General features: G+C 37.4%; 3 protein-coding genes. 1 reads left to right on the plus strand and 2 read right to left on the minus strand.

The features are described 5' to 3' along the window. Positions 1 to 785: 785 nt before the first annotated feature. Entirely contained in the window at positions 786 to 1,343 is a 558-nt protein-coding gene (locus tag ACF1AG_RS34695) for a replication/maintenance protein RepL (protein WP_048558832.1), read from the plus strand. A gap of 13 nt (positions 1,344 to 1,356) precedes the next feature. On the opposite strand, the gene ACF1AG_RS34700 is transcribed toward ACF1AG_RS34695, so the two are convergent. Both ACF1AG_RS34700 and mobV read right to left on the minus strand, forming a co-directional pair. Next, positions 1,357 to 1,539, minus strand: coding sequence for a hypothetical protein (locus tag ACF1AG_RS34700; RefSeq protein ID WP_350835256.1), 183 nt, complete (start codon positions 1,537 to 1,539; stop codon positions 1,357 to 1,359). A 14-nt stretch (positions 1,540 to 1,553) separates the two neighbouring features. Continuing rightward, entirely contained in the window at positions 1,554 to 2,900 is a 1,347-nt protein-coding gene (mobV, locus tag ACF1AG_RS34705; protein WP_053082646.1) for a MobV family relaxase, read from the minus strand. Positions 2,901 to 2,976: the final 76 nt, after the last annotated feature.

Genomic DNA, 2,976 nt, shown 5'->3' on the forward strand with positions numbered 1-2,976 from the left:
AGCGCCTCTCATTGTTTTAGCGATTAATTATTATTCCCCTTATTATTTTTTTGAAAATGTTCTTTGTAATATAAATAATCAACTTTATGTTTTGTGGACATTAATTGAGTCGCTAATATTGCGGTGTAAATTGTCGTCAATCCTAGTGCTACTACGGCTAATAAATTTAAATTACTTTTATTAATGCTACTGTTACTATTCATGAAAGCTCAACTCCCTTCTTTAAAATTAGATTTCTAAATATCAAAGATTTTTATTCGAACACCATCAATTCTCCCCTTGTTTTAGGGTGGAGGCTGGCAAGGGGGTTTGGGGGAAGCCCCCATATTGCGTAGATCCATAAGGCAAAAGAGAAAATTTATGAACGGAAGCTCTGGCGGTTTTGGCGGTATAATGGCTCGAGCAAGCCGATTTCCTGAATTCCTCGTTTTAGGTACGTCGGCTTGGCGAAAGTACAGCACCGCCAAAATTTCGGAATGCAAGGAGAAAAGGGTGGAGATTTTTCGGTGGTCTGTCCGAAAAATACTACCCGAACCTTGCGTGGAGAAAAGCCCTTTAGGAGATATAGAAGGGAACACAGAAAAAATGTTGATATATCAATGTTTTAGTTAAGGTAATGTGTCATAGCTTGTGACACGTATATGTGTCATAGCTTGTGACACATAGTTGAATTAAGATGTGTCATTTTTTGCTTGACTATAGTTCATTTTTGACCTATGATGTGTCATAAATTATACATATAGGTATCACAGCTGATGATACATAACAAGGGAGAGAAGGATTCTATGCCAGCAGAGGTGCGTAAATTGGACGAGCAGAGAAAAATTAATGTTGAGTTAACCCCTGAACAACTTCAAATGCTTCAAAGACTTATTGATCTTGAACAGCAAGAAAACAAAGACAAAGAGCAATTTGAAGAGAAAAAGAAAAATCATAATTTCATCCAGCTTTATCGTGACAACATGCCAGAATTAAGATGGTTAATGGCAAATCATAACTTCGCAAGTTCTTTATTATTTTTTATCTTGGAACACATGGATAACAGAAATGCTTTAGCTTGTTCTTATGCAGTTTTTGAAGATTATTTTGGCAAATCAAGGTCAACAGTTTACAGAGCAGTAAAGCTTTTAGAGGAGAATGGATTTTTAAATGTTTTAAAAATGGGAACATCAAACGTCTATGTAGTGAACGAAGACCTTGCTTGGACAGATGGCAATGACAAAAAGAAATTTGCTAAATACGATGGTAAAATCCTTGTCAGCAAAAAGGAAAACAAGGACTTTGAATACAAAAGCCAATTTGATAAATTTAAAGCCCTTAGAGAACGTGAAAACTTAAAATAAAGCGAGTAGATAACTACTCGCCTTTCTTTATTTCAAGAGCATATTTGCCCTCATTTGAATCTTGGTCAACACTTGTAAAAACACCAATATCTTTTATTGGAATAAGAGTTCCAGAACCTAAATGAGGTCTCTTTCTATCCCTCATAAAAAGCATTAATTCTCCCTCTTGGTCTAGTTTCTCCAACTTCTCAACCAATTGTTTCACCTTCATCAGCGTTCCATCTCCATCCCTTTTTGCCTTTGTGGCTTCTCCATTTTTTCTAAAGAGTCCTGGACTAATTTATCTTGCCTATCATCCAGGAACTTGATTGTACTTCGGTCTACATCATTCATCCTCAAGAACGTTTTTACTCGGTCAAGTTGAGCGTGTAAAACTTTGCCCACCCTCTCTTTAAAAACAGAAAACTCCTTGCTGATCTGCACGAGTTTTCCCTTCAATTTTCCGTTCTCTAATTTCAATTCCCGATTCTCATTTTGGTAAGACCGGTTCTCAATTTTTAGAGTGTCCACCTGTTGTTTTAACTCCTTTTTCTCCTTCAACTGGTCATTATATTTATTAACGAGTCCATTGTACTTTTCTATCAAGTCTCCATAGTTCTTTACAATGTCTGTTTGCTTCACTTTTTGCAGTGCTTTTTTCTCTGCTAAGGAGTCTAAATTCTCTTCAATATCTTTGTAGTAATAGCGAATTTTATCTTGTCCAATTTGCATATCAGCTTTCAGCTGCGTAACTTCTTTTTGAGTCTTTTCCAACTCTTTCTGCAGATTCTCTGCTTGTAGCTGATAAGCCACACCATTGGTCGCATAATCGACTAGGCTTTTGTAGTCTTGTTCCTTCATTCCAACAAGCCCTAGAACCTTTTTAGCTTCGATATTCGCAATCGATTTCGATTTATCATCAATCTCTTGAATATGCCCCATTGTCCGCTCATATTTCTCTTGGGCTTCCTTCTCCATGCTTTGAAACGTTTGAGCCTTATATTTAGCCGTCTCCACGTGTTTACGGCTCGACGAGACCCCTCTTTCCAAATTAAAGTCATTTTGCTTCAGGTACTGATTAAAATCGTCCTGAAGACTCACCAGTTGCTTTTTCTGGCCAAAGAAATCTTTAGCCGATAGTCGGCCATCCTCCGTTACTGGAACGAAGCCTACGTGCATGTGAGGGGTTTTCTCGTCATAGTGAACAGTCGCATAGATTAAATTCTTTTCACCGTATCGATCAGCAAGGAACTCATGAGCCGTTTCAAAATACCTTTTCTGCTCTTTGGGTGAAATTTTATCGAAGAATTCCTTGTCAGAGGTAATTAAGAATTCAGCCAGCTTAACTGCATCTTTACGGATCTTTTTTCCAGAGGTCACATTGTCCTCAATTACTTGGCTAATTTTCTCGTTGTAATCAATCTGCCTTTGACCGTTTATCAAGTCATAATTCAGATGAGAATCAGCTTTATTGATGTCGGGATTCGTTTCACTTTCCCTCTCTCTTTGGTTGTGAAATTGAATCCCTTTTATCCCATTTGATTTCATTTTCTGCATTCGGATAATGGAGTAACTCATGGGGTACGCACCCTTTCTGAAAATCGATAGATTAATAGAAAGTGTAACACACTACACTTTGCACGCAAAGTTTCAT

Source organism: Streptomyces sp. NPDC014764 (assembly GCF_043082785.1).
Taxonomy (GTDB): Bacteria; Actinomycetota; Actinomycetes; order Streptomycetales; family Streptomycetaceae; genus Streptomyces; species Streptomyces althioticus.